This is a genomic window from Oceanobacter sp. 5_MG-2023, assembly GCF_030548165.1.
Classification (GTDB): Bacteria; Pseudomonadota; Gammaproteobacteria; order Pseudomonadales; family Oceanobacteraceae; genus Oceanobacter.
The window spans coordinates 91,141-115,335 of record NZ_JAUORS010000009.1 but is presented as its reverse complement, the minus strand read 5'-3'; the positions used below and the strand labels follow the sequence as shown (position 1 = coordinate 115,335).

The 24,195-nt window shown below is 53.7% G+C and carries 20 protein-coding genes; 18 read left to right on the top strand and 2 right to left on the bottom strand.

All coding sequences use genetic code 11. The features are described 5' to 3' along the window. Nucleotides 1–35: 35 nt before the first annotated feature. Both Q4551_RS08230 and Q4551_RS08225 read right to left on the bottom strand, forming a co-directional pair. A complete protein-coding gene (locus tag Q4551_RS08230) occupies nt 36–1,025 on the bottom strand; it encodes a cyclic nucleotide-binding domain-containing protein (protein ID WP_303433059.1) in 990 nt (329 codons plus the stop codon). A gap of 151 nt (nt 1,026–1,176) precedes the next feature. Then, nucleotides 1,177–1,818, bottom strand: a complete 642-nt coding sequence (locus Q4551_RS08225) for a DUF502 domain-containing protein (RefSeq protein ID WP_303433057.1) — start codon at nt 1,816–1,818, stop codon at nt 1,177–1,179. Between the two features lie 829 nt (nt 1,819–2,647). Here Q4551_RS08225 and mraZ point away from each other — a divergent pair. From mraZ to secA, 18 genes are all read left to right on the top strand, one after another. Beyond that, the gene (gene mraZ, locus Q4551_RS08220; RefSeq protein ID WP_303433055.1) at nt 2,648–3,091 is read left to right on the top strand and encodes a division/cell wall cluster transcriptional repressor MraZ; all 444 of its coding nucleotides are present in this window, start codon (nt 2,648–2,650) and stop codon (nt 3,089–3,091) included. After that, nucleotides 3,088–4,023, top strand: a complete 936-nt coding sequence (gene rsmH, locus Q4551_RS08215) for a 16S rRNA (cytosine(1402)-N(4))-methyltransferase RsmH (RefSeq protein WP_303433053.1) — start codon at nt 3,088–3,090, stop codon at nt 4,021–4,023. Before mraZ ends, rsmH begins: the two co-directional genes overlap by 4 nt. Continuing rightward, on the top strand, nt 4,020–4,274 hold the full coding sequence (gene ftsL, locus Q4551_RS08210) for a cell division protein FtsL (RefSeq protein WP_303433052.1): 255 nt from the start codon (nt 4,020–4,022) through the stop codon (nt 4,272–4,274). The genes rsmH and ftsL overlap by 4 nt, the downstream gene beginning before the upstream one ends. After that, nucleotides 4,271–5,992 carry a penicillin-binding protein 2 gene (locus tag Q4551_RS08205; protein WP_303433051.1) on the top strand — a complete coding sequence of 574 codons (1,722 nt, stop codon included), beginning with the start codon at nt 4,271–4,273 and terminating at the stop codon, nt 5,990–5,992. Before ftsL ends, Q4551_RS08205 begins: the two co-directional genes overlap by 4 nt. After that, nucleotides 5,989–7,533: a UDP-N-acetylmuramoyl-L-alanyl-D-glutamate--2,6-diaminopimelate ligase gene (locus Q4551_RS08200; RefSeq protein ID WP_303433050.1), complete on the top strand. Its 1,545-nt coding sequence runs from the start codon at nt 5,989–5,991 to the stop codon at nt 7,531–7,533. Before Q4551_RS08205 ends, Q4551_RS08200 begins: the two co-directional genes overlap by 4 nt. Then, on the top strand, nt 7,523–8,887 hold the full coding sequence (murF, locus tag Q4551_RS08195) for a UDP-N-acetylmuramoyl-tripeptide--D-alanyl-D-alanine ligase (RefSeq protein WP_303433048.1): 1,365 nt from the start codon (nt 7,523–7,525) through the stop codon (nt 8,885–8,887). The genes Q4551_RS08200 and murF overlap by 11 nt, the downstream gene beginning before the upstream one ends. Before the next feature lie 5 nt (nt 8,888–8,892). Continuing rightward, a complete protein-coding gene (mraY, locus tag Q4551_RS08190) occupies nt 8,893–9,975 on the top strand; it encodes a phospho-N-acetylmuramoyl-pentapeptide-transferase (protein WP_303433047.1) in 1,083 nt (360 codons plus the stop codon). A gap of 12 nt (nt 9,976–9,987) precedes the next feature. Then, nucleotides 9,988–11,349, top strand: coding sequence for a UDP-N-acetylmuramoyl-L-alanine--D-glutamate ligase (gene murD, locus Q4551_RS08185; RefSeq protein ID WP_303433046.1), 1,362 nt, complete (start codon nt 9,988–9,990; stop codon nt 11,347–11,349). After that, a complete protein-coding gene (ftsW, locus tag Q4551_RS08180) occupies nt 11,342–12,499 on the top strand; it encodes a putative lipid II flippase FtsW (RefSeq protein ID WP_303433045.1) in 1,158 nt (385 codons plus the stop codon). The genes murD and ftsW overlap by 8 nt, the downstream gene beginning before the upstream one ends. After that, entirely contained in the window at nt 12,496–13,578 is a 1,083-nt protein-coding gene (murG, locus tag Q4551_RS08175) for an undecaprenyldiphospho-muramoylpentapeptide beta-N-acetylglucosaminyltransferase (protein WP_303433044.1), read from the top strand. Before ftsW ends, murG begins: the two co-directional genes overlap by 4 nt. Nucleotides 13,579–13,621: 43 nt before the next feature. Then, nucleotides 13,622–15,067: a UDP-N-acetylmuramate--L-alanine ligase gene (gene murC, locus Q4551_RS08170; protein WP_303433088.1), complete on the top strand. Its 1,446-nt coding sequence runs from the start codon at nt 13,622–13,624 to the stop codon at nt 15,065–15,067. Further along, nucleotides 15,064–15,984: a D-alanine--D-alanine ligase gene (locus tag Q4551_RS08165; RefSeq protein WP_303433042.1), complete on the top strand. Its 921-nt coding sequence runs from the start codon at nt 15,064–15,066 to the stop codon at nt 15,982–15,984. The genes murC and Q4551_RS08165 overlap by 4 nt, the downstream gene beginning before the upstream one ends. A 1-nt stretch (nt 15,985) precedes the next feature. Next, complete coding sequence (locus Q4551_RS08160; protein ID WP_303433040.1) at nt 15,986–16,747, top strand: cell division protein FtsQ/DivIB; 762 nt, start codon at nt 15,986–15,988, stop codon at nt 16,745–16,747. Next, entirely contained in the window at nt 16,747–17,982 is a 1,236-nt protein-coding gene (gene ftsA / locus Q4551_RS08155; RefSeq protein ID WP_303433037.1) for a cell division protein FtsA, read from the top strand. Before Q4551_RS08160 ends, ftsA begins: the two co-directional genes overlap by 1 nt. 63 nt (nt 17,983–18,045) lie before the next feature. After that, complete coding sequence (gene ftsZ, locus Q4551_RS08150) at nt 18,046–19,233, top strand: cell division protein FtsZ (protein ID WP_303433086.1); 1,188 nt, start codon at nt 18,046–18,048, stop codon at nt 19,231–19,233. A gap of 100 nt (nt 19,234–19,333) precedes the next feature. Continuing rightward, nucleotides 19,334–20,242 carry a UDP-3-O-acyl-N-acetylglucosamine deacetylase gene (lpxC, locus tag Q4551_RS08145; protein ID WP_303433035.1) on the top strand — a complete coding sequence of 303 codons (909 nt, stop codon included), beginning with the start codon at nt 19,334–19,336 and terminating at the stop codon, nt 20,240–20,242. Nucleotides 20,243–20,412: 170 nt separating this feature from the next. Continuing rightward, a complete protein-coding gene (locus tag Q4551_RS08140) occupies nt 20,413–21,342 on the top strand; it encodes a M23 family metallopeptidase (RefSeq protein WP_303433033.1) in 930 nt (309 codons plus the stop codon). A 114-nt stretch (nt 21,343–21,456) separates the two neighbouring features. Beyond that, the gene (gene secA, locus Q4551_RS08135) at nt 21,457–24,192 is read left to right on the top strand and encodes a preprotein translocase subunit SecA (protein WP_303433032.1); all 2,736 of its coding nucleotides are present in this window, start codon (nt 21,457–21,459) and stop codon (nt 24,190–24,192) included. The last annotated feature ends 3 nt before the right edge of the window (nt 24,193–24,195 follow it).

Genomic DNA, 24,195 nt, shown 5'->3' with positions numbered 1-24,195 from the left:
GTTTTCTGGACGGAGTGGGTAATTACAGCGGCCTGTTATCTGAGAACTTTTACCTCAAATCCGGCTTCGCTGAGAATATAGGCGGCGGCTTCGGCCCGGTTGTCTCCCTGTACCACGTAGATAAAATCGCGATTCAATGTGTCCAAATGGCTACGCAGGTGGGTCAGGGGGACGTTGCGAGCGCGGGAAGTGGTTTCTTTTATCAGCTCCTGGGTGGGGCGCACATCAAGCTGGATAATGCCGGTATCACTGTCTTCGATCAGTTCATTGAGTTGTTCGTTGTCGACATATTCCAGCACCGGTATTTTCAGTAAGGTATCAAAGTCAGTTTTACTGAGTACCATCACCGTGCCATTGCTGCTCATGGTAATGGTGGCACTGCGCGGCAGGTTACTGATCAGTGCATCTTCGCCGAAAAGTGTACCCGGGCCGAGTGCCGCCAGTGTTTCTTCTTGCTTGCCATTGCTTCTGGTGACAACGGCCTTGCCGTGTTTGATAACGTAACATTCATGGCCTTCATCTCCTTCCTGGATAAGTACATCCCCCAGTGTTACTGGACGTTCGTCGAAACGGGCTAATAATGTCTGGATATTGCCGGGTGGAATACGGCTGAACAGGTCGGACGTCAGCAAGGCCTCGAGCCAGTCGGTTTCTTCATCGGATGCTGCAGCCAGCGCGACGTCAATCCAGGTGTTGATTAATTGCAGGGAGCGCCTGGGCAAGCGGGCAATCAGGCAATCGTCAACAACGACCGCTGAGTATTTATGAATGGAATGGTCGGCGTCGATTGCGAGGACGTTACCTTCATCCTCGCTGTGCTGGCGGGTGACATCAAAATGATCGTCGATCAGGTCGATGGAGCCCTGTAGCAAATAATGACAGTAGTCGGCTTGCTGACCGCGTTTGAACAACAAGCTGCGTGACGTCAGCCGGATCAGCTCGAAATGGGGCAGCAACTCTTCCAATGCATGTTCGGAGAGATCACCAAAAGGGATAAACCGCTGTAATTGCTCTGCACTGATCATAACCTTCCGTCCTGGGTGGGAGAGTGCCGGGTGAGCGGAGTACAGAATGTCATGAATACAGGTGTGCCCGTCAAGATAAAAAACCGCCAGTAATAAAATACAAAGGTGTTCGAGGATACCTCAAGTACGTCAGCCCCTGATTTGCGCTGTATCACAGCTCCGGTGAAGTTTTGTCGTTCACTGGTTGTTTGGGGTGTGACTGGCTTTGGGATACTCCGGCAGTGATCGCAAAGCGCATGGCATCTTCAAAGGACCAGTCAACCTGGGTCAACTCTGACTTGGGCAGAAACAGGGTGTAGCCACCAACCATATAACTCATTGGCAGATAAACCGCGACGAGGGGCTGGTCAGGGCGTGTTTGTTGTACCACCGGGGGTACCTTTTGGTTGGTGATAAAACCGACGGCAATACCTGGCCCGGGCATATCAACCAGTACGACCGGCTGTGACTGTTTTTTCTGGCCGTCAAACATACCGGCAAAGTCCTTTACTGCACCGTACAGGGTCTTGACGACAGGGAAGCGTAACAGGGTGTCTTCGAGGTATGAGTGTAACCAGCTGATCGGGTTGAACTGGATCAGTAAACCCACCACAAACAGGCTGACCAGCATCACGATCAGGCCAAAGCCGGGAATATCTGAGTTGGCATCGCTCAATACCAGGCCGGTCAGGGATAACAGTTCAAGACCGATATTGTCGAGCCATAGCAGCGTTGACCACAGCAACCAGGCAGTGATCACCAGTGGTAATACGACGACAGATCCCTTTAATAGCACTCGAGCCAGGTATGGCATGGACGTTCCTTGATAATGGAGCCGGCTCAGAGGTCCGGTTTCCGGTGATTGAGTTTGTGTCGTAGCGCTTGGCGCTTGCGCCGGATTTTACGCTGTGTTGCCTGGGTATTGTTACTGCTCGGTACATTGACCACGAGACCAGCCACCACGTTCAACAATACGCAGCTGGCCAGAAAGATAAAGCGGGAGTCCAGGATTCACAACCGTGGACAGCCCGTAATGCGTGTACTCGTGATATGGCGTCAATCCTGCCGGTTATTTCCCCGCTGATGGGCCCCGGGAGTCCGGCGAACAGTGATCCCCCGTGCTTGTGTGAACAAAAGTCATGCTTTGGAGCAATGACTGGTTTGTGACTTCGAGAGTGGATATCAACAGGTGACAGGAGTGCCGGGTGATGACGTTTCTGGCTCTGCTTGGCCGATGATTATTCCTGCTGGCAAGCGTGCTGGATTGTATCTGAATGTAACAGAACGTGAGGAATCGCCTTGAGTCATGACGCCAGGCTTCAAAGCCGCTGGAATATTTTGTTTGTGAGTTTTTTTTGCATCGCCAGAAAGCTTGCTAACTGATTGTTCTTTAAAAGAAATTTCAAATTTCAGGTGGATTCATCAGCTTGCAATGAGAGTAGCCTATTCCTATAGTGTCACAAAGTGTCGAATTGTGGCGTATTTGAGACAAAAGTGGGAGATAGTGGGGAGTAACCGGATGGAATAAAGGCTAATATCCACTGCCCTGAATTGAGCTTTGACCAAGACATACACGAGGGTCTGTAATGACCAAAACGCCTGAAATCTGCACCGTGATGATCTGATTTTTTATGTTTCGCGGCATGCACCATATAAATCTGGATGCCAAAGGTCGTCTGGCAATCCCGGCAAAAGTACGGGAAGCCCTGGAGGAGCAGGAAGTGTCTGTTTTGGTGGTAACGGTGGACAGTCAGGATTCCTGTCTGCTGGTTTACCCGCTCGCGGAATGGGTCAAGATTGAAGCCAAGCTGGATCAACTGCCCACGTTAAACCCCGCGACCAAAAAGCTGAAACGCTTGCTGCAAGGCCACGCGACAGAATGCAGCGCCGACGGCAGCGGTCGGATCCTGATCAGCCCAGCCTGTCGTCAATACGCCGGGCTGATCAAGGAATGTGTATTGATGGGGCAAGGCAACAAGCTGGAACTCTGGGACAAGGCCCGTTGGGAGACTCAGCTGAACGATTATCTGGAACAACCCATGTCGCTGGACACCCTTCCCGACGAACTCAAGAGTCTGTCTATATGAATTTGCAAGAGCTGGCCCACGCTACCGTGTTGCTGGAACCAACCGTTGACGGTTGTTTGAACGATCCGTCCGGGGTTTATATCGATGGTACCTTTGGTCGTGGTGGGCACAGCCGGCTGTTGTTATCGAAACTGGCAGCCGATGGCCGACTGTTCGGGTTTGATAAAGACCCGCGGGCCATCGAAACCGGTGAGCAGCTGCATCAGGAAGACGAGCGTTTCAATATCGTACAAGCCTCGTTTGCGGATATGAAACAGGAGATGGCGGCTCGGGGAATCGAGCGTATCAACGGCATTTTGCTGGATTTGGGTGTTTCTTCCCCCCAGCTGGATGATCCGGAACGTGGCTTCAGCTTTATGCGTGATGGCCCGCTGGATATGCGTATGAATCCGGATGCGGGCATGTCTGCCGCGGAATGGGTGGCCACCACGGACGAAAATGAAATTATCCGGGTCTTGAGAGAATACGGTGAAGAGCGTTTTGCCCGGCGTATGGCACGCGCCATTCTGGCTGCCCGGGCGACGGCACCAATTACCCGTACCCTGCAACTGGCGGAACTGATCAAGGAAGCCAACCCGGCCTGGGAACGTCACAAGCATCCAGCCACCCGTGCCTTTCAGGCGATCCGTATTGCCGTGAATAATGAACTGGGAGATCTGGAGCGGGTACTGGACGAAAGCGTCGACTTCTTGTTACCCGGTGGCCGCCTGGCGGTAATCAGCTTTCATTCGCTGGAAGACCGCATGGTGAAACGCTTTATCCGGGCACAGGAAAAAGGACGCGATGTACCTCCCGGCTTCCCGATACTGGAAGCAGACCTGGGTAAAACCATGAAACGTATTGGGAAAGCCATCATGCCCGATGATGACGAAGTGCGCAGTAATGCCCGTGCCCGCAGTGCGGTATTACGCATTGCCGAACGGTTGTCATGAACCTGGCAGTGGTCCTGGTCTGGTTGGTGGTTGTGGCTTCTGCGCTGGTACAGATCGGCGTCAGCCATGGTCATCGCCAGCTGGTACAGCAATGGCAGACTCTGGATAGTCGCAGCGACGCCTTGCAGCAGGAACAGACCCGGTTGGTTCTGGAGCTGGCGGCATTGACCAGTTATGCCCGTATCGATCAGCGCGCACGACGTGAACTCAATATGATTGAACCGCAACAGGTCAGGATTCTTCCTCAATGACAGGCTTGGCGAATGATCATACTGCTCCGGGCATTATCCGCTGGCGCTTTGTATTAGTGCTGCTGGTGATGGCTGCGCTGCTGGTGATGATTCTGGTGCGGCTGATCTCGTTACATACGGTAGATCAGCCGTTTCTGTTTGAAGAAGGCGAAAAACGGATTGTCCGTGCCCAACTGCAACCTGCCCGGCGCGGCATGATTACCGACCGTTTTGGCAAGCCATTGGCGGTCAGTACTGCGGTGGTGGATATCAGCCTGAATCCACAGGTTTTTGATGTAAAACAGGCCGGTGCACTGGCTGACGTGCTGGATATGCCCGCCGCGACACTGGCAAAGGAAATTACCGAAGCCCGCCAGCGTGGGCGTGGCTTTTATTACGTTGACCGTCAGGTACAACCGGCCCAGGCCGATCGGGTTGCCGCTTTGGGGCTGGACGGGCTGCAATTTGACAGTCGGTTCCGGCGTTATTATCCCGCCGCAGAGGTGACATCGCATCTGGTGGGGATTGTTGATATCGATGGTAACGGCCAGGAAGGAATGGAGCTGGCTTATAACGATTACCTGACCGGTACTGGCGGGCGGCGTACCGTGATTCGTGACCGATACGGTCGGGTGGTAAAACAACTCGTGGTGGAGTCCGTGGCACAGCCGGGCCATGACCTGCGCTTGACCATCGACCTGCGGCTGCAATATCTGGCCTATCGTGAACTGATGGCTGCGGTGCGTCAGCACCAGGCGACGTCGGGCAGTGCGGTGTTACTGGATGCTCATAATGGCGAGGTACTGGCGCTGGTGAATCAGCCATCGTACAACCCCAATAACCGGGCCGGGCTAAAACCGGAGTTTATGCGTAACCGGGCACTGGCGGATGTGCTGGAGCCAGGTTCAACCATGAAGCCGTTTACGGTCGCGGCGGCGCTGGATTCCGGCCGCTATGCTCCGGATACCCCGATTGATACCAGTCCGGGTTATTTACGTATCAAAAACAAGACCATTCGGGATCATCGCAACTATGGCGTACTGGATGTCACCGGTGTGATTACCAAGTCCAGTAACGTTGGCGTGAGCCTGATTTCAGCCGATCTTGGGGCTGACGTGCTGTTCAATATCATGCGAGCGGCCGGTCTGGGTCAAGCCAGTGGTTTGGGCTTTCCGGGTGAAAGTGTGGGCATCTTGCCTTATCCCGAACAGATGGACGACTTGCGTCTGGCCACGGTGTCGTACGGTTACGGCATGGCGGTTTCGCCGTTACAGCTGGCGCAATCCTATACCAGTTTTACCCAGCATGGCTGTCGTTTCAACGCGACCTTGCTACTGGACAATGAAGCGCGGCCTGGTTGCAAGCAGGTAATGTCGGCGGATACCGCTCGCAAGGTACTGGATATTCTCGAAACCGTGACTTCCGATATCGGCACCGGTCGACGTGCTCGTGTTGCTGGCTATCGGGTCGGCGGCAAAACAGGCACAGCCCACAAGGTTGGTGATAGTGGTTACGAGGATTCGACCTATAACGCCGTGTTTGCCGGTATTGCACCGCTGACCGACCCTGACCTGGTGCTGGTTGTTGCGATTGATGAACCCCAGGGGCGTGAATATTACGGCGGCGAAGTGGCTGCTCCGGTTTTTTCTCGCATCATGGAACAAGCGTTACGTTTGCGCCAGATTGCACCGGACGATTCGAGTGCCGCCGCCCTGATTGTTGCCGGAGACCCGAGATGAAGCTTTCCCAATTATTGCAGGACGATCTGTTTATTCCACCGGAATGGGATCGTGAATTTGCCGATATGGTTACCGATAGCCGAGATGTTCAGGCCGGTGACTTGTTTGTTGCCCGCTCTGGAGCGGTGAGCCACGGGGCTGATTATATCAATGCTGCGATTCAGCAGGGTGCGGTTGCGGTTCTACAAGAGGCGGACGTCGGTTTTCGCTGTGATTTTGGCCAGACCGCGGTGCCGGTTTTTTCGACACCAGAAGTGTCTGCGCAACTGGCAAGCTGGTTGTATCGGCGGTATCCGGATGCGGGCCAGTTACCGGTTCTGGCGGTCACCGGCACCAACGGCAAAAGCTCATGCGTGGCGTATATGGCCCAGCTTTCCCGGGCGCAGGGCAAGCCTTGCGGGGTGCTGGGCACCCTGGGGAATGGTATCTGGCCGGCCTTGACTCCGACTCGTAATACCACGCCGGATTTGTCGGTGGTCTTACGGACCCTGGCCCAGACCACGGCCCAAGGCGCTGGCCGTGCGGCAATGGAAGTGTCGTCCCACGGTCTCGACCAGGGCCGTGTGGCCGGCATGCATTTCCAGGGCGCACTACTGACCAATCTGACCCAGGATCACCTGGATTATCATGGTGATATGGAGAGTTACTTCCAGTCCAAGCGCCGCTTGTTACTGGATTACAACGCCCGGTTTGTTGTGATTAATCGGGATTGCCCATATGGACAACGCTTGCTGGCGGACCCGGAGATTCCGGGGCAGCGTTTCAGTTATGGCGAGATGACGGATCAGGCGAGTACAGCACCAAGCGACGCTGGCTCTGCAGCGATTCAGTCTGTCAGTTATCGTCTGCTGACCCTGAACCGCAACGGGATGTGTGCTGAGCTAACCACCCCTTGGGGATGCCGCCAGCTGGAGTTGCCGTTATTGGGGGTGTTTAACCTCGCCAATGCAGTGGCTGCCATCACCATGTTGGCGGCGGCCGGTGACGATCTGGATGCGCTGACAGAGGCAGCCGCCGGACTGCAGTCTGTGGCTGGCCGTATGGATGTGTACGAGCCGGTCAGTGGTACTGGCCCGACGGTTATTATTGATTTTGCCCATACGCCAGATGCATTGAACAGCGTGCTGTCCTCCTTGCAGCCCTGGCAGCAACCGCTGACGCTGGTATTTGGCTGTGGTGGTGATCGAGACCGGAGCAAACGGCCCAAAATGATGGCGGTCGCCATGCAGTTTGCCGATGCCATCTGGCTGACCGATGACAACCCGCGTTTTGAAGATCCGCAGCGTATTTTTGCTGATGCACTGGCAGTTCCCGGCGCCAGTGAAGCCGGTTTGCACCTGGAGCATGACCGCACGCAGGCCATTACCCAGGCCCTGGCTGATGCGCCGGAACAGGGGCTGGTGGTGATCGCAGGGAAAGGTCACGAAACCTGGCAGGAAATTGCTGGTGTCAAACATCCTTTTTGCGACGCCGATGTACTGGCGGCATTGGGGTATGTGCCGCGTAGCCCGTCTCCCAGGGGAGGGCAGCATGCGGTTTGATTTTAACCTCAGTCAGGTGGCGGCTTTATTGGGCCTGGCAACACCAGCCGTGGATGTGCGTTGTACTGGTGTCTGTACGGATACACGTCAGATCCAGTCGGGCGACTTGTATGTCGCGCTGCGGGGCGAGCATTTTGATGGTAATCGGTTTGCATCCCAGGCGTTGGCCGCTGGCGCGGTGGCCGTCTTGCTGGATGAAGTACCGCCGGAGGCCCTGGATGGCCCGTGTCTGATCTGTGCTGACGGGCTGTTGGCGTATGGTCAGATTGCAGGCTGGCAACGGGGCGCCTTTTATGGCCCGATTGTGGCGATTACCGGCAGTGCAGGTAAAACCACGACGAAGCAGCTGATGGCGAAGGTGCTTGAGCAACAATTTATTACCTGGATGACACCGGGGAATCTGAATAACCACATTGGGGTACCCAAAACCCTGCTGGCTTTGCAACCGGAGCATGAAGCGGCGGTGGTGGAGCTGGGTGCCAGTGGCCCAGGGGAGATTGATTACACGGCCTGTCTGGTCAAACCAACCATCGGCATCATCACTAACGCGGGTGCTGCTCATCTGGAAGGGTTTGGCTCTCTGGCCGGGGTGGTGCAAACCAAAGGCGAGTTGATTGATAGCGTCGATGCTAACGGCATCGTGGTGTTGAACGCCGATGATCCGGCATTTGCACCGTGGCAAACACGGGCGGGCAATAAACAGGTTGTCTCGTTTGGTTTATCGGCCAGCGCTGATTTGTTTGCCAGCGAGGTGGCATGCCGTGTGGATGGCAGTGATTTTGTTGTGCATAGCCGTCATGAGGGTTGGTCGCAACATGTGTGTCTGGCTTTCCCGGGGCAGCACAATGTAAGCAATGCGCTGGCTGTTTTTGCGGCAGCCCGGGGATTGGGCATGACTCCGGCTATGATTGCCGCCGGATTGCAGGCTGCCGTGCCTGTGGCTGGTCGAATGAAGGCCGTGGCCGGGCAGAATCAATGGCAAATTATTGATGACAGTTATAACGCTAACCCGGCTTCCATTCGCGCAGCGATTGATGTAATAAGCCTCGCCTCCGGTGCCTGGTTGGTGCTGGGTGATATGGCAGAGCTGGGTGAAGAAGCGGAACAGGCGCACAGCGATATTGGTCGTTATGCACGCCAACAGGGAGTCTCGGCACTGGTTGCAACCGGGCCATTGAGCCGCTTCACTGTGGCCGCATTTGGTGATCAGGGATATTGGTTACCTGATCGGGATGGGGTGGTGGCGCTGATAAAACAAAAAATGCCCGACCAGACGACCGTTCTGGTCAAGGGTTCGCGCAGCGCTGGTATGGACTCTGTGGTCCGGGCGCTGCAACTGCATTCAGAGGAATAAGGTTTATGTTGTTGTGGCTGGGGGAATGGCTGACGCAGTGGCACTCGGGTTTTGGTGTCGTGGGTTATTTATCGTTAAGAAGTATCTTCTCCGTCATTACGGCACTGGTGGTGTCGATGGTGCTGGGGCCGGTTGTGATACGCAAACTGCACCAATATCAGATTGGTCAGGCGATTCGTGAAGTCGGGCCAAAATCGCATTTGAGCAAGGCTGGCACGCCGACGATGGGAGGCGTGCTGATTCTGCTATCGATCGCGGTCAGCACCCTGTTGTGGGGGAATCTGGAAAACCGGTTTGTCTGGGTGGTGCTGGTGTTGACGCTGATGTTTGGTGCCATTGGCTGGGTTGATGACTACCGCAAGGTAGTGGAGAAAAATTCACGAGGCTTGCCGGGGCGCTGGAAATATTTCTGGCAATCGGTGTTTGGTGTGATGGCTGCGGCGTATCTGTACTACAGCGCCCAGAGCCCGCAGGAAACCTTGTTTGTGATGCCGTTTTTCAAGGACATCATGCCGCAACTGGGACTGATGTTTGTGCTGCTGAGTTACTTCGTCATTGTTGGCTCCAGTAATGCTGTCAATCTGACCGATGGTCTGGATGGTCTGGCGATTATGCCAACGGTGATGGTCAGCGCGGCATTGGGCGTATGTGCTTACTTGGCGGGTCATGTGAACTACGCCAATTATCTGCATATTCCCTACATTGCCGGCGCTGGGGAACTGGTGGTTTTCTGTGGTGCCATGGTAGGGGCAGGGATTGGGTTCCTCTGGTTTAACACCTATCCAGCCCAGGTATTTATGGGAGACGTGGGCTCGCTGGCGCTGGGAGCTGCGTTGGGTATTGTGGCGGTGATCATTCGCATGGAAGTGGTGCTGTTTATCATGGGCGGTATTTTTGTTGCCGAAACCCTGTCGGTCATCCTGCAAGTGGGATCATTCAAAATGACGGGGAAACGCATCTTCCGTATGGCACCCCTGCATCATCACTTTGAGTTAAAGGGGTGGCCAGAACCGCGGGTGATTGTCCGCTTCTGGATTGTCACTATTATTTTGGTGCTAGCCGGACTGGCTACCTTGAAAATTCGATAACAGGTTGTATCTATGACGCTGGCAGAAGCAGATATCAAACGCTTGATCGTCGGACTGGGAATCTCAGGCCAGGCGACGGCGCGCTATTGCCAGCGAATGGGCTGGTCGTTTGATCTGTGTGACAGCCGTACCGATTGCCCGGCAGCGAGCAGTCTGAGCACTCTTTTTCCGGCCGCGAATCTGTATCTGGGGGCGCTGGATGGTCAGCGCCTGTCTGCTTATCAGCAGATTATTGTCAGCCCGGGGATGGCTTTGTCTGACCCTGCACTACAGCAGGCCTTGGCTGCGGGGGTGGACGTGATTGGGGATGTTGAGCTGTTTGCTCGCCAGAACCGGGTGCCGGTGATTGCGATCACTGGTTCCAACGGCAAGAGTACGGTCACTACCCTGGTCCGGGATATCTTGCGGGATGCCGGGGTTGCCGCGGAAATGGGCGGCAACATCGGGGTGCCGGTACTGGATTTATTGGCTGGGCCGCAACCGGATGTGTATGTGCTGGAACTATCGAGTTTCCAGCTGGAAACGACAGCGAGCCTGAAGGCACGAGTGGCGACCATTCTGAACCTGAGCGAAGACCATATGGATCGTTATCAGGGGATGGCGGCTTACCAACTGGCCAAGCAACGTATTTTTACTGGTTGTGAGTTGGCCGTTGTGAATCGTGATGATGCGGCCAGTAATCCGTGTGGCGAGATTATTGAAGCCGCCGGTTTCACCATCAAGGCCCCGACAGAGGATGATTTTGGCCTGCAAGCGGGCGACTGTGATGGTGTTGCTGGCGATTGGATTGTGCGTGCCGGTATGCAGCTGGTACACAGCTCGGAATTGAAAATACATGGCCGTCACAATCTGGCGAATGTGATGGCAGCGTTGGCGTTGGTCGAAACCGTTGGTGTCAGTCCGGCCCAGGCCCGTATGACGCTGAGCCGTTTTACCGGCTTGGCGCATCGCTGTGAGTGGGTTGGCGAGCATAACGGGGTGGTGTTTATCAATGACTCCAAGGGCACCAATGTTGGCTCTACACTGGCCGCGATCCAGGGCCTGACCGGTCAGGCTGGTGCGTTGTGGTTGCTGGCAGGGGGGGATGGCAAGCAACAGGACTTTCAGCCTCTGGCTCCGGCGTGTGCCACGGGGGTCGCCGGTGTGTGTTGTTTTGGTCAGGATGGTGAAGCATTGGCGGCGACGCTGTCCGACAGTTGTCCGACGTATAGCTGTCAATATCTGGCTGAGGCGTTTGCGCTGGCTGTTGCAAAGGCGCAGCCGGGCGACCGGGTACTGTTGTCGCCCGCCTGTGCCAGCCTGGATCAGTTTGCCAATTACGTGGAACGGGGCCGGCATTTTGGCGCCTTGGTCGGGAGTCTGATGGATGATTGACAGTCTGCGCTGGCAAGCCCGTGATCAACATTTTGTTCCCTGGTTGCTGCTGATGGTGCTGGGCTGGGTCATGGTGGCTTCGGCGTCTACCGGTATTGGCGAAAAACTGACCGGTAATGCGGCGTATTTTGCGATTCGTCATGGTGTGTATCTGATTCTGGGTGTGGTTGCCTTGTACGGCGCCAGCCAGATCAGTCTGGCACGCTGGCGCCAGTTTGAGTTGCCAATGCTGGCGGTGGGCTTTGCGGGCTTGTGTCTGGTGTTGGTGCCGGGGGTTGGTCATGAAGTTAACGGCAGTCGTCGTTGGCTGAATTTTGTCCTGTTCAAGTTGCAGGCGTCCGAGCTGGCCAAGCTGGCGGCCGTTTTTTATGTGGCTGGCTATCTGGTGCGGCGCTTGCCAGAAGTGCGTGAGCGTTTCTGGGGGTTTATCAAACCCTTGATTGTGCTGGTTATCATGGTGCTGTTGTTACTGATGGAACCGGATTTTGGTGCAGCGGTCGTGTTGCTGGGAGCCACCATGATCCAGCTGTTTCTCGGTGGTGTGAAAGCCGGGCAATATTTTTTATTGATGATTGGCACCGGTGCTCTGTCGGTTGTGGCATTAACGTCGGAAGAGTGGCGGGTTGCGCGCTTGATGGCGTATCTGGATCCTTGGGCACCTGAGCATGTATATGGCACCGGGTATCAGCTGACGCAGTCATTGATCGCTTTTGGTCGTGGTGAATGGTTTGGGGTCGGGTTGGGAGAAAGTGTGCAGAAACTGTTTTATTTGCCGGAAGCACACACCGACTTTGTGTTTGCCATCTGGGCTGAAGAGACAGGCTTGTTTGGTGGCCTGATGGCTATTGGCTTGCTGACTTTTCTGGTCGTACGGATTTGGCAAACCGTCTGGATTGCCCAACAGCGTGGACTGTTGTACGGCGCGTATATTGCCGCCGGTATTGGCTCGATGCTGGCACTACAGATTGTTATTAACCTGGGTGTGAATATCGGCTTGTTACCGACCAAGGGTCTGACCTTGCCATTTTTCAGTTATGGCGGCAGTAGCCTGATTCTGGCCTGTGCCATGGTTGGTATTGTTATGCGAATCAAGCACGAGGCCATGCTGATGCCTGAGCCGGAACCAAGAGATAACGGAGGTAGGGCATGAAGCCTTCAGGATCCAGTCGTAGCAAAGTGGCCCTGATTATGGCTGCTGGTACCGGGGGACATGTGTTCCCGGCATTGGCGGTTGCCCGTGCTCTGGTAGCACAAGGCTATGTGATTCACTGGCTTGGAACACCTTATGGCATGGAACAAAATCTGGTTCCTGCTGCAGGGTACCCGCTGCATGCAGTGAATATTCGAGGTTTGCGTGGCAAAGGCATCAAGGGTCTGATGATGGCCCCCTGGCGTATTGCCCTGGCAACCTGGCAGTCACGGGCGGTTATTCGTGCCATCAAGGCCGATATCGTGGTGGGGTTTGGTGGTTATATTGCCGGCCCCGGAGGGGTGGCAGCACGGCTTGCCGGAGTGCCTCTGGTGATCCATGAACAGAATGCAATTGCTGGAATGACCAACCGCTGGCTTAACCGCATCGCGCACTTGAGTTTGCAGGCCTTTCCCGGTGCTCTGGCTGGCGCGATGACAGTGGGCAATCCGGTACGTCGTGAACTGGTCGAGTTACCAGCCCGTGCCGTGCCCTTGTCTGGCCCTTTGAATATTCTGGTGGTGGGCGGCAGTCTTGGTGCGTCGGCCCTGAACGATGCCGTCCTGGCTTGTTGGCAAGCGATGCCAGCGGCTGGGCGGCCGAACTTGCGCCACCAGGTTGGCAAGCGGGATGCTGAGCGTATGCTGGCGGCGTATGCTGCCAGTGATGTGGTCGCAGACGTCTCTGCATTTATTGACGATATGGCGGCGGCTTATGGCTGGGCCGATCTGATGATTTGTCGCTCCGGTGCCTTGACGGTATCGGAAGTTGCGGCGGTCGGTAAAGCGGCGATTTTTGTGCCGTTCCCTTATGCGGTCGATGATCATCAAACCATCAATGCCGGTTATTTGGCAAACAATCAGGCCGCACTGATCTGTCAACAGAAGGATCTGACGCCAGAGTGGCTACAACAAACAATAGGCTTGCTGGATAAGGATCGTGCCCGTTTACAAGGCATGGCCGATCAAAGTCATGCACAGGCCCGGCCGGATGCAACCGCACTGGCTGTTGAACAGATTATGAGGAAAACCCGTGATTAATGCGTCTGCAGAAGCGACGCTGGCGAATGGTCCGCTGGCACATATGATTCCCGAAATGCGGCGTATTCGTTGCATTCACTTTGTGGGTATTGGTGGCACCGGGATGTGTGGTATTGCAGAAGTGCTGTTGAACCAGGGCTATACCATCACTGGTTCCGATATCCGGGCTTCCGCGGTGACCCGTCGCCTGCAAAATCTGGGGGTGACATTGTTTATTGGCCACGCCGCAGACAATGTGGCGCGCGCCGATGTGGTGGTGGTGTCGTCGGCGATTGATGTCAGCAACCCGGAAGTATCGACGGCCCTGGAACAACGCAAGCCGGTCGTGCGACGGGCAGAAATGCTGGCGGAACTGATGCGTTTTCGTCATGGGGTGGCGGTTGCCGGCACTCACGGTAAAACCACCACGACCAGCTTGTTGACCAGTATTTTTGCGGAGGCCGGGCTGGACCCGACCTTTGTTATTGGTGGCAAGTTGAACAGTGCCGGTGCCAATGCCCGCTTGGGGGCCAGTCGTTACCTGATTGCCGAGGCAGATGAAAGTGATGCCAGCTTCCTGCATCTGCAGCCGATGGTGTCGATCGTTACCAATATTGATGCGGACCATATGTCGACTTATGGCGGCGACTTTGAGCGATTAAAGCAGACCTTCGTTGATTTCCTGCAAAACCTGCCATTTTATGGGTTGGCAGTGATCTGTATTGACGACGAGACAGTACGCTCCATTCTGCCTGCCATTTCCCGTCAGACCGTGACCTACGGTTTTTCCGGAGATGCCGACTATCGGGCGATCAATGTGGTTCAGCAGGGGCTGTTTACCGAGTTCACTCTGGTGCGGCCAGGGGATCGTCAGCCACTGAATATTCGTATGCGGATGCCAGGTCGGCATAACGTTCTTAATGCGCTGGCAACGGTTGCGGTTGCCGATGAAGAAGGTGTGCCTGATGAAGCAATCCGTTCGGCACTGGAAAAATTTGCCGGTGTCGGGCGGCGTTTCCAGGTCTGTGGAGAATATCCACTGGCAGGTGGCAATGTGATGATGGTGGATGACTATGGTCATCACCCCCGTGAGCTGGAAGTGACGATTGAAGCCATTCGCAAGGGTTTTCCCGACCGCCGTCTGGTGATGCTGTTTCAACCGCATCGATTTAGCCGTACGCGTGACCTGTATGAAGATTTTGTCAAAGTATTATCGACCGTGGATATCCTGTTGTTGATGGATGTTTATCCCGCTGGAGAAAAAGCAATTGCCGGTGCGGATGGCCGCTCACTCTGTGGCAGTTTGCGTCAGCGCGGAGAGGTGGATCCGGTATTTATCGAACGTGGCGAATCCCTCGAAGGGCTGTTGACGGGGGTGCTCAGAGCCGGTGACTTGTTACTGACCCAGGGGGCTGGCGACATTGGTTCCTTGTCTGCCCGGCTGGCCGAGCAATTACCTGGCTGGTTGGAGTCCATTGATCGTGCCAAAGCAAAGGGAGCGAATGAATGACAGATCGTAGCGGATTTGGTCGTGTAGCCGTTTTGATGGGCGGTGTTTCTGCTGAACGTGCCGTATCGCTACGCAGCGGTGAGGCTGTGTTGAGCGCCCTGGTCGCTGCCGGGGTGGATGCTGTTGGCGTGGATGTACAAGAAGACATTGCGGCTTGCCTGGCGCGTGAGCATTTTGATATGGCATTTATCGCATTGCATGGGCGGGGCGGCGAAGATGGTACCATTCAGGGGTTACTGGAGTGGCTCCGGATTCCCTATACCGGTAGTGGTGTTATGGCATCGGCACTGGGAATGGACAAGTGGCGCACCAAGCTGATCTGGCAGGCTGCTGGCTTGCCAACACCCGCGGCGGTGCTACTGGGGCAGCAATCTGACTGGCAACACGTCATTCAGGAATTGGGGCATGACGTCATCGTCAAGCCTGCCCATGAGGGTTCCAGCATTGGCATGCGTAAAGTACATGATGCGCAAGCCCTGCAAGACAGTTATCAATTTGCCAGTCAATACGATGCGCTGGTGCTGGCAGAACGCTGGATTACCGGGAACGAGTACACCATTGCTCTGGTGGGGGGACAGGCACTGCCTGTGATTCAGTTGAAAACGTCACATGAGTTTTATGATTATGAGGCAAAATACGAATCATTAGACACAGAATATTTATTGCCATCGGACCTGAGTGCTGAGAAAGAAGCCGAGTTGCAGCAACTGGCCATGACGGCCTTCGATCTGATTGGTTGTCAGGGCTGGGGGCGAGTGGATGTGATGGCCGATGCCGATGGCCAATTCTGGCTACTGGAAGTGAATACCAGTCCGGGTATGACGGACCATAGCCTGGTGCCAATGGCGGCCCGGGCAGTGGGGATGTCATTTACGCAATTGGTTATCCGCTTGCTGGAAGAAGTGAAGAAGCACTGATATGTCGGACAAGCAACCAGCACGCGGTGCCACTCTGACACCAGTCAGACGTGAGCCAATTACCCGGCGACTGCATATTCCCGTTCAGGTCTGGATCGGACTGGTTATTGCGCTGCTCTTTGTCGGTGCCGGAGTGGTTGTACGTCAGGCCTATCACACCTGGCCGGTTCAAGCGGTGGTGGTGGTTGGCCGGCTGAATGTTTTGAATGCAGAAGATATTGCGCGCCAGTTATTGTGGGTGAGAGACAAGAGTTTCTTTACTCTGGATGTGAACCAGGTTCAGCAGCAGGTGGCGGCTATTCCACTGGTGAGCCGTGTTGCGGTCAGAAAGCACTGGCCGGACAGTGTGGAATTACTGTTGTATGAGGAGTTGCCGGTGGCGCTATGGAATGATGAACAGCTACTGACTGCCACGGGTCGTCTGTCGGCAATACCGCCTGGATTCGCCACAACCGGGCTGATGCGACTATACGGGGCTGATCCGGTGAAGAATGAATCAGTGAAATATTTTCGACGCCTGCAGCAGGCTTTGACTGGTCAGGGTTTGACCGTGAATAGCATGAGTGTTAATGCGGTGCAGGCAGTCGATGCAACATTGTCAAATGGCTGGATTGTTCGTTTTGGACGCCAGTATTTTGAAGAACGATTACAGCGTCTGATTGCTCTATTGGGAGCGCTGGATGCTAAAGAGGTACGCCAGGTGGATTTGAGATATGGCAAGGGTGCGGCTATTCGCTGGCAAACAACAGGGGTAACCGGGTAATGGCAAATGCACAGGCAGGTCAAATGCTGGTGGGACTGGATATAGGAACGTCCAAGATTGTTGCTATTGTCGGGGAAGTGACATCAGATGGCGGTATTGAAATTGTTGGTCTCGGCAGTCACCCCAGTCGGGGGATGAAAAAAGGCGTAGTGGTTAATATCGAGTCCACTGTGCAGTCAATTCGCCGTGCAGTTGAAGAAGCCGAACTGATGGCGGGCTGTACCATTCATTCGGTGTATGCCGGTATTGCTGGCAGCCATGTACAGTCACAAAACTCCAATGGCGTAGTCGCCGTCAGGGGAGCCGAGATCACGGAAGCCGACGTGGAGAGGGTCATCGACGCTGCTCAAGCTGTCGCTATTCCACAGGATCGACGTACGATCCATGTTCTGCCCCAGGAATATTCAGTCGACCATCAGGAAGGTATTCGTGAACCGGTAGGAATGGCCGGTGTCAGGCTGGAGGCCAAGGTACATCTGGTAACTGCAGCGGTGAATGCAGCGCAAAATATTGAACGTTGTGTACAACGTTGTGAACTGAGTACTGATGATATTATTCTGGAACAATTGGCATCCAGTTATGCCGTGTTAAGTGATGATGAGCGGGAATTGGGAGTCTGTATGGTAGATATCGGTGGTGGTACCACTGATATAGCTATTTTTACCGATGGCGCTATACGGCACACCGCTGTTATTCCAATTGCAGGGGATCAGGTGACCAATGATATCGCAATGGCATTATTAACACCGACCCAGCATGCCGAAGCGATAAAAATCAAGTACGCCTGCGCCTTGCGCCAGTTGGCGCACGAAGATGAGATGATCAATGTTCCGAGTGTTGGTGAACGCCCGCCACGTCAGCTGTCACGGCAATCTTTGGCAGAAGTGGTCGAGCCTCGATATGATGAATTATTTTCTCTTATTCAGGCAGAATTGCGTCGTAGCGGCTATGATGAATTAATCCCTGCTGGTGTTGTACTGACCGGCGGCACATCAAAAATGGAAGGTGTGGTTGAATTGGCAGAAGAGATATTTCATATGCCAGTCCGATTGGCCCGGCCTCATGGGGTTTCCGGGTTAACTGACGTAATTAATAACCCTATTTATAGTACCGCTGTAGGGTTACTTCTTTACGCTGTGAAACAGGCTAAAAATAAGCCAGTAGCTATAATTGAAGGTAAATCACATTCCGGCATCTTTACACAGTTATCGGAATGGATAAAAGGCAACTTTTAGTATTTAATGTAATGATGGGTAGTAGAGAGGGGGGGCATCATGTCATTTGGAAAAGAAGGCGATATGTTTGAGTTAGCAGATGATGTGCCGGAAGAGGCGATAATCAAGGTTATCGGCGTGGGTGGCGGTGGCGGTAATGCCGTCCAGCACATGGTAGAAAGCAACATTGATAGCGTTGATTTTATCTGTGCCAATACCGACGCTCAGGCGTTGCGTAATGTTGGTGCTCGTTCTGTAATTCAACTGGGTGTTGGCCTGACCAAAGGACTGGGTGCTGGCGCGAATCCCGATGTTGGTCGCCAGGCGGCGATGGAAGATCGTGATCGTATCGCAGAGGCCCTGAAAGGTGCTGACATGGTCTTTATTACAGCTGGCATGGGGGGAGGCACTGGTACAGGTGGCGCTCCTGTTGTTGCTGAAATTGCCCGTGAACTGGGCATCCTGACTGTTGCTGTTGTTACCCGGCCGTTTTCGTTTGAAGGTAAAAAACGTATGGCCATGGCAGAAGTTGGCCTGAAACAGTTAAGCGAGCATGTTGACTCACTGATTACTATCCCTAATGAAAAACTCCTGTCGGTCCTGGGTAAAGGCACCACATTGATGGATGCTTTCCGCACTGCCAATGACGTGCTGTATGGCGCGGTCAAAGGCATTGCCGATCTGATTACCCAGCAAGGCATGATCAACGTTGACTTTGCCGATGTGCGAACAGTTATGTCCGAAATGGGCCAGGCCATGATGGGTAGCGGTTCCGCCAGTGGCGAAGACCGTGCACGTCAGGCCGCAGAAGCAGCTGTTGGCAGTCCTCTGTTGGAAGACGTCAACCTGAAAGGAGCACGTGGCATCCTGGTGAATGTGACCGCAGGCTATGATTTGTCATTGGGCGAATTCTCGGAAGTAGGTGACATTATTGGTGAATACGCTGCTGAAGATGCAACGGTTGTTGTCGGTACTGTTATTGATCCGGAAATGACCGATGAGCTGCGGGTTACTGTTGTTGCCACTGGCCTGAATTTCCATGCCAGCAGTTCTTCAGCTCCTGCAACGGAACCCCGTCCCAAAAAAGTAGTCGATAATACACCGGCGCCAAAGCGTGCAGATGGTACTCCAGACTACAACAAGCTTGATCGTCCAGCCGTGACTCGTCAGGCTGGAGCGGGAGCTCAAGCTGCGACAAAAGCGGAACCACAAACACGGCAAGACATGGAGTATCTGGATATACCTGCTTTCTTGCGTCGTCAGGCAGATTGAGTAAAAAGAGCATGCCGCTAGCGTGTTCTTGCATTCCTGCTATAATTGCAGGATCTATCTATTTGTATAAGAAACGACCAGAAATGGCAGGATTGTCAGAATGATCCCTCAACGCACCTTAAAGAACACTATCCGCGCTTCAGGTGTAGGCCTTCACTCCGGTGAAAAGGTCTACCTGACTCTGAAGCCCGCCCCGGTTAATACAGGGATCGTATTCCGTCGTACCGATCTTGACCCTGTCGTTGATATTCCTGCGCATGCGTTGAATGTCGGCGAAACCACCTTGTCCACCACCCTTGTACGTGATCACGCCAAAGTCGATACGGTAGAACACCTGTTGTCGGCCATGGCCGGGCTGGGTATCGACAACGCGATTGTAGAAGTCAGTGCCCGCGAAGTGCCTATTATGGACGGCAGCTCTGGCCCATTTGTATTTTTGCTGCAATCGGCAGGTTTGATGGAGCAGGATGCTCCAAAGCGTTTTATCCGTATCAAACGTCGTATCGAAGTCAAAGAGCGTGACAAAACCGCTTCTTTTGCTCCTTATGATGGCTTCAAGGTATCGTTTGAAATTGATTTCGATCATCCAGTACTCAAACAGAGTGTTCAGAAGGCCAGCCTGGATTTTTCCTCGACGTCATACGTCAAGGAAGTAAGCCGTGCGCGTACCTTCGGCTTTACCAAGGATCTTGAGTATATGCGCTCCAAGAACCTGGCGCTGGGCGGTAGCGTTAAAAATGCGATCGTAGTGGATGATTATCGGGTTCTGAATGAAGACGGCTTGCGTTATGAAGATGAGTTCGTCAAACACAAGATACTGGACGCAGTCGGTGATCTGTATTTGCTTGGGCATAGCCTGATCGGTGAGTACATTGGCTACAAGTCTGGTCATGGGCTGAATAACTGTCTGTTACGAGAGTTGCTGGCGCATGAAGATGCATGGGAATTCGTTGAATTTACCGAAGAAACTGCACCGATTACTTATATGCGCCCAGCTGCTGCTGGCTGATTGCATCTGAAAAACTATAGCAATACCCGAAGGCCATACTATATGGCCTTGTTTTTGTCTGTTTGTTGGTGGATTCTGATGAGTTTTGCGGTTTGTAAGGCTTCGTTTGTGATGCGGTTGGTGTCAATAAGTAGCAAGCAAGTTGGTAATCGTCACTTACCTGGTTATTTATGAACATTATTGTTGTTGGTCAGCGTCACGGAGAGTCCCGTACTTACCGATTGACCACACCTGCCAAGACATTGTTATTTGGGTGCCTTGTGGCCCTGCCTTTTGCAATGGGGATGGCCGGGTTCTGGTTGGTTGACTGGTTGGCAGATGAAGGTTTTTCCCTGGAGCCACAGGCAGCAGAAGCCTGGGAAAATGATCTCAGCCTGCAGCGTCAGGAGCTGGAGCAGATTCGTGTCCAGACCAATCAGGAATTACAGGCACTAACGGTCAAACTGGCCGAGCTGCAGTCCCGTCTGATGCGTTTGGATGCTCTGGGTGAACGCCTGGTCAGTGTTGCCAATCTGGAAGCCGATGAATTCGATTTTTCCATGGCACCTGCTTTGGGCGGGCCAAAGACACTGGGTGAAGCCTACGAAGCGCCGGAAATCAGCGATGTGCTGAATGACCTGGCTAATCGTATTGGTCATCGTGAGCAGCAGCTGGAAGTGCTGGATGACCTGATGTCTGCCCAACGGCTGGATGCGGATACATTTGTAACTGGCCGACCGATCAAAAAAGGCTGGATGTCTTCCCGCTATGGTCGTCGTACCGATCCTTTTACCGGCCAGCTGGCATGGCATGGCGGTGTTGATTTTGCCGGTAAGCAGGGGTCGGATATTATTGCGGTTGCGTCTGGGGTTGTTACCTGGGCTGGTGATCGTTATGGCTATGGCAAACTGGTTGAGATCAATCACGGCAATGGCTATAAAACGCGTTATGCCCACTGCTTTGAGCTGAACGTCAAGGTCGGCGATATCGTTCGTAAAGACGATGTTATTGCCTTGATGGGAAGTAGTGGCCGTTCAACCGGCCCTCATGTGCATTTTGAAGTGTACAAAAACGGCCGGACAGTTGACCCATCTGCATATCTTCATCGTACCCTCCGATAGGCATTGATCAAATTACTTGTCACCATCTCGGACTTGTCATCTGAAGCGCGTATAATCGAGCGTTTCAGTCCGTCCGGGCCTCACTGTATTTGCAAATTGGATAGTTAGAATCTCATGATGGGTAATATTTTTCGCAAGCTTTTCGGCAGTAAAAATAGCCGGGAACTGAAGCGTATGGGTAAGCTGGTTACACAGATAAACAGCCATGAAGAAGCCCTGAAAGCGCTTGTTGATGCCGAGTTGCAGGCCAAAACTGCTGAATTCAAGCAGCGCCTGGAAGGTGGTGAAAAACTGGATGCCCTGCTGCCAGAAGCTTTCGCCGTCTGCCGGGAAGCCAGCCGGCGAGTGATGGGGATGCGTCACTTTGACGTCCAGCTGATTGGTGGTGTTACCCTGCATGAAGGCCGTATTGCCGAGATGCGTACCGGCGAAGGTAAAACCCTGGTGGGTACCTTGCCAACCTATCTGAATGCTTTGACAGGCAAATGCGTCAGTGTCGTTACCGTGAACGATTATCTCGCGCGTCGTGATGCCGAGTGGATGCGTCCACTGTATGAATACCTGGGGTTGAGTGTTGGTGTTGTTGTCCCCGGCCAGCAAACCGCAGAAAAGCGCGAGCAATACCAAGCGGACATCGTGTACGGCACCAACAACGAATTCGGTTTCGATTACCTGCGCGACAATATGGCGTTTTCTCTGGACGATAAGGTGCAGCGCGAATTGTATTTCGCCATCGTCGATGAGGTGGATTCTATTCTGATCGATGAAGCCCGAACTCCTTTGATTATTTCTGGCCCTGCTCAGGATAATTCCGAGCTGTACCGCAAGATTAATTTGCTGGCACCCAAGCTGGTCCAAGGTGAACTGGACGAAGACGATACCCCGGTTTCCGGGCACTTTATTATCGATGAAAAAACCCGTTCAGTTGAAATGACTGAGGAAGGGCACGAATTTGTTGAAGGCATGTTGGTTGACGAGGGAATTCTGGAAGCCGGTGAAAGCCTGTATGCCACCCAGAATCTCAACTTGCTGCACCATGTCCATTCCGCTTTGCGGGCCCATGCGATTTACCATAAAAACGTCGACTATATTGTCCAGAATAACCAGATAGTCATTGTCGACGAGCATACCGGACGTACCATGCCAGGGCGTCGCTGGAGCGAAGGCCTGCATCAGGCTATTGAAGCCAAAGAGGGTGTCCGTATCCAGGCCGAAAGTCAGACTCTGGCTTCCACGACTTTCCAGAACTACTTTCGGCTGTATGAAAAACTGGCTGGTATGACTGGTACTGCCGATACCGAAGCATTTGAATTTAACCAGATCTATGGCCTTGATGTGGTGGTGATTCCGACCAACAAACCCGTCCAGCGAATCGATTACAATGATGTGATTTACGCTACCCAGCCAGAAAAATACGCAGCGGTTGTCGAAGAAGTACGTGCGGTAATTGAGCTGAAACGTCCGGTACTGGTGGGTACCGCGTCGATTGAATCTTCCGAATATGTGGCTGGATTACTGACAAAAGCCAAGATTCCGCACAATGTGCTGAACGCCAAGGAAAATGCACGCGAAGCAGAAATTATCGCTGATGCCGGTCGTCCGGGAGCCGTGACCATCGCGACCAACATGGCAGGTCGTGGTACCGATATCATGCTGGGTGGTAACTGGGAGTCTGAAGTTGCCCGCCTGGATAATCCTACCGAGGAAGAAATCGCCGCAGTCAAGAAGGACTGGCAAGAACGGCATGATGCGGTATTGGAAGCCGGGGGGCTGCATATCGTCGGTACCGAACGTCATGAATCACGCCGTATCGATAATCAGCTGCGTGGTCGTGCGGGTCGTCAGGGGGATGCCGGTTCAACCCGGTTTTTCCTGTCGCTGGATGACAGTCTGATGCGTATGTTCATGTCCGACCGTATGCGTAACATGATGCAAGCGCTGGGCATGAAAGACGGCGAATCCATCGAGCACAAAATGGTCACCAATGCCGTTGAGAAAGCACAACGCAAGGTGGAAGGCCGTAACTTTGATATTCGTAAACAGCTGCTTGAATACGATGATGTTGCCAACGATCAACGTCGGGTGGTTTATGAGCAGCGTAATGACCTGATGGCGATGGAAGATATTGGTGACATTATCTCCACGATCCGGAAAGACGTGGTTGATGATGCGATTAATGACTATATCGCCCCACAAAGTCTGGAAGAGCAGTGGGATATCGCTGGGCTGGAAGCGCATCTGAAATCAGAATTTGATGTCGATTTACCAATTCAGCAATGGCTGGACTCGGAAGACAAACTGTACGAAGAGACGCTGCGTGAACGTATTCTGACGGCCATTGAGCAAGCCTACCAAGAGAAGGAAGCATCTGCCGGTCGGGAAACACTGCGTGGTTTTGAAAAGCAAGTCATGCTGCAGATCGTCGACAACCTCTGGAAAGAGCACTTGGCGACCATGGATCATCTGCGTCAGGGAATCCACTTGCGTGGTTATGGCCAGAAGAATCCGAAACAGGAATACAAGCGTGAATCATTTATCCTGTTCCAGGAATTGCTGAGCAATATCAAGCGCGAAACCATCCGTGTACTCTCTCATGTCAAAGTGCGTGAAGAGTCAGAAGTGCAGGCAATGGAAGAAAAACGCCGGGCGGAAGCTGAAGCCCAGGCCCAGTTGGCCAAGTACGAACACGAAGCAACGACCAGCATGGTGGCGGATGAGCCAATCGAGCAGGCCGAAGGTGATGATCAGGCGCAGCCATTTGTACGTGACGATCGCAAGGTAGGTCGTAATGAGCTCTGTCCGTGTGGTTCGGGTAAAAAATACAAGCATTGCCATGGCAAGCTGTCATAAGGC

Coding starts and splice junctions, on each gene's coding strand:
- Q4551_RS08160 (WP_303433040.1), top strand. CDS start 15,986: ATGTCGGACAAGCAACCAGCACGCGGTGCCACTCTGACACCAGTCAGA.
- lpxC (WP_303433035.1), top strand. CDS start 19,334: ATGATCCCTCAACGCACCTTAAAGAACACTATCCGCGCTTCAGGTGTA.
- mraY (WP_303433047.1), top strand. CDS start 8,893: ATGTTGTTGTGGCTGGGGGAATGGCTGACGCAGTGGCACTCGGGTTTT.
- rsmH (WP_303433053.1), top strand. CDS start 3,088: ATGAATTTGCAAGAGCTGGCCCACGCTACCGTGTTGCTGGAACCAACC.
- ftsL (WP_303433052.1), top strand. CDS start 4,020: ATGAACCTGGCAGTGGTCCTGGTCTGGTTGGTGGTTGTGGCTTCTGCG.
- murD (WP_303433046.1), top strand. CDS start 9,988: ATGACGCTGGCAGAAGCAGATATCAAACGCTTGATCGTCGGACTGGGA.
- Q4551_RS08140 (WP_303433033.1), top strand. CDS start 20,413: ATGAACATTATTGTTGTTGGTCAGCGTCACGGAGAGTCCCGTACTTAC.
- murG (WP_303433044.1), top strand. CDS start 12,496: ATGAAGCCTTCAGGATCCAGTCGTAGCAAAGTGGCCCTGATTATGGCT.
- ftsW (WP_303433045.1), top strand. CDS start 11,342: ATGATTGACAGTCTGCGCTGGCAAGCCCGTGATCAACATTTTGTTCCC.
- Q4551_RS08200 (WP_303433050.1), top strand. CDS start 5,989: ATGAAGCTTTCCCAATTATTGCAGGACGATCTGTTTATTCCACCGGAA.
- mraZ (WP_303433055.1), top strand. CDS start 2,648: ATGCACCATATAAATCTGGATGCCAAAGGTCGTCTGGCAATCCCGGCA.
- Q4551_RS08230 (WP_303433059.1), bottom strand. CDS start 1,025: ATGATCAGTGCAGAGCAATTACAGCGGTTTATCCCTTTTGGTGATCTC.
- murF (WP_303433048.1), top strand. CDS start 7,523: ATGCGGTTTGATTTTAACCTCAGTCAGGTGGCGGCTTTATTGGGCCTG.
- Q4551_RS08165 (WP_303433042.1), top strand. CDS start 15,064: ATGACAGATCGTAGCGGATTTGGTCGTGTAGCCGTTTTGATGGGCGGT.
- Q4551_RS08225 (WP_303433057.1), bottom strand. CDS start 1,818: ATGCCATACCTGGCTCGAGTGCTATTAAAGGGATCTGTCGTCGTATTA.
- ftsA (WP_303433037.1), top strand. CDS start 16,747: ATGGCAAATGCACAGGCAGGTCAAATGCTGGTGGGACTGGATATAGGA.
- secA (WP_303433032.1), top strand. CDS start 21,457: ATGATGGGTAATATTTTTCGCAAGCTTTTCGGCAGTAAAAATAGCCGG.
- ftsZ (WP_303433086.1), top strand. CDS start 18,046: ATGTTTGAGTTAGCAGATGATGTGCCGGAAGAGGCGATAATCAAGGTT.
- murC (WP_303433088.1), top strand. CDS start 13,622: ATGATTCCCGAAATGCGGCGTATTCGTTGCATTCACTTTGTGGGTATT.
- Q4551_RS08205 (WP_303433051.1), top strand. CDS start 4,271: ATGACAGGCTTGGCGAATGATCATACTGCTCCGGGCATTATCCGCTGG.